This window comes from Bacillus sp. BACIII (genome assembly GCF_057836745.1).
Map to the genome: position 1 here is coordinate 2,807,501 of NZ_CM174437.1, position 2,500 is coordinate 2,810,000.

The following is a 2,500-nucleotide window of genomic DNA, read 5'->3' on the forward strand; positions in this document are numbered from 1 at the left end:
GACTACTTGTAGGCACACGGTTTCAGGATCTATTTCACTCCCCTTCCGGGGTGCTTTTCACCTTTCCCTCACGGTACTGGTTCACTATCGGTCACTAGGGAGTATTTAGCCTTGGGAGATGGTCCTCCCGGATTCCGACGGAATTTCACGTGTTCCGCCGTACTCAGGATCCACTCTGGAGAGAACGAAGTTTTGACTACAGGGCTGTTACCTCCTATGGCGGGCCTTTCCAGACCTCTTCATCTACCTCGTTCCTTTGTAACTCCGTACAGAGTGTCCTACAACCCCAAGAGGCAAGCCTCTTGGTTTGGGCTGATCCCGTTTCGCTCGCCGCTACTCAGGGAATCGCATTTGCTTTCTCTTCCTCCGGGTACTTAGATGTTTCAGTTCCCCGGGTCTGCCTTCTCATATCCTATGTATTCAGATATGGATACCACTCCATTACGAGTGGTGGGTTTCCCCATTCGGAAATCTCCGGATCAAAGCTTGCTTACAGCTCCCCGAAGCATATCGGTGTTCGTCCCGTCCTTCATCGGCTCCTAGTGCCAAGGCATCCACCGTGCGCCCTTTCTAACTTAACCGTTAAAAAGAATCACTACGTGATATCTTGCATTACAATTGAATGTGAATTACTTCTGTTATCTAGTTTTCAAAGAACATTATCTCGAAGAATCGAATGATCCTTCAAAACTAAACAAGACAGGGAACGTTCTGTTTATAAGACCCAAGGTCTTATATTCCGTTAAAATCCTTAGAAAGGAGGTGATCCAGCCGCACCTTCCGATACGGCTACCTTGTTACGACTTCACCCCAATCATCTGTCCCACCTTCGGCGGCTGGCTCCATAAAGGTTACCTCACCGACTTCGGGTGTTACAAACTCTCGTGGTGTGACGGGCGGTGTGTACAAGGCCCGGGAACGTATTCACCGCGGCATGCTGATCCGCGATTACTAGCGATTCCAGCTTCACGCAGTCGAGTTGCAGACTGCGATCCGAACTGAGAACAGATTTGTGGGATTGGCTTAACCTCGCGGTTTCGCTGCCCTTTGTTCTGTCCATTGTAGCACGTGTGTAGCCCAGGTCATAAGGGGCATGATGATTTGACGTCATCCCCACCTTCCTCCGGTTTGTCACCGGCAGTCACCTTAGAGTGCCCAACTGAATGCTGGCAACTAAGATCAAGGGTTGCGCTCGTTGCGGGACTTAACCCAACATCTCACGACACGAGCTGACGACAACCATGCACCACCTGTCACTCTGCCCCCGAAGGGGACGTCCTATCTCTAGGATTGTCAGAGGATGTCAAGACCTGGTAAGGTTCTTCGCGTTGCTTCGAATTAAACCACATGCTCCACCGCTTGTGCGGGCCCCCGTCAATTCCTTTGAGTTTCAGTCTTGCGACCGTACTCCCCAGGCGGAGTGCTTAATGCGTTAGCTGCAGCACTAAGGGGCGGAAACCCCCTAACACTTAGCACTCATCGTTTACGGCGTGGACTACCAGGGTATCTAATCCTGTTCGCTCCCCACGCTTTCGCTCCTCAGCGTCAGTTACAGACCAGAGAGTCGCCTTCGCCACTGGTGTTCCTCCACATCTCTACGCATTTCACCGCTACACGTGGAATTCCACTCTCCTCTTCTGCACTCAAGTTCCCCAGTTTCCAATGACCCTCCCCGGTTGAGCCGGGGGCTTTCACATCAGACTTAAGAAACCGCCTGCGAGCCCTTTACGCCCAATAATTCCGGACAACGCTTGCCACCTACGTATTACCGCGGCTGCTGGCACGTAGTTAGCCGTGGCTTTCTGGTTAGGTACCGTCAAGGTGCCGCCCTATTTGAACGGCACTTGTTCTTCCCTAACAACAGAGCTTTACGATCCGAAAACCTTCATCACTCACGCGGCGTTGCTCCGTCAGACTTTCGTCCATTGCGGAAGATTCCCTACTGCTGCCTCCCGTAGGAGTCTGGGCCGTGTCTCAGTCCCAGTGTGGCCGATCACCCTCTCAGGTCGGCTACGCATCGTCGCCTTGGTGAGCCGTTACCTCACCAACTAGCTAATGCGCCGCGGGTCCATCTGTAAGTGGTAGCCGAAGCCACCTTTTATGTTTGAACCATGCGGTTCAAACAAGCATCCGGTATTAGCCCCGGTTTCCCGGAGTTATCCCAGTCTTACAGGCAGGTTACCCACGTGTTACTCACCCGTCCGCCGCTAACATCAGGGAGCAAGCTCCCATCTGTCCGCTCGACTTGCATGTATTAGGCACGCCGCCAGCGTTCGTCCTGAGCCAGGATCAAACTCTCCGATAAATGGATCACAGACTAAGTTCACTGCATCCTGCAGTAACGTCTGTGTGATCTGCATCGTGCAGACCTTAGTTTGACTGACTACGCACATCGCTGTGCGATTTATTTAAAACTTTGAATTAACAGGTACGTTTTGTCTTGTTTAGTTTTCAAAGATCATCACCGCTTGTTGAAGCAGCTTTATTATCTTACCACTCA

2 rRNA genes (1 of these 2 only partly in view) are annotated in these 2,500 nt (G+C 51.7%); both read right to left on the reverse strand.

Annotated elements, in window-relative coordinates:
- Positions 1–581: ribosomal RNA gene (locus tag ACXN9U_RS13590) — 23S ribosomal RNA — on the reverse strand (it extends 2,348 nt beyond the left edge of the window).
- A 174-nt stretch (positions 582–755) separates the two neighbouring features.
- Positions 756–2,305: ribosomal RNA gene (locus ACXN9U_RS13595) — 16S ribosomal RNA — on the reverse strand.
- The 16S and 23S rRNA genes sit together here, the layout of an rRNA operon.
- Positions 2,306–2,500: the final 195 nt, after the last annotated feature.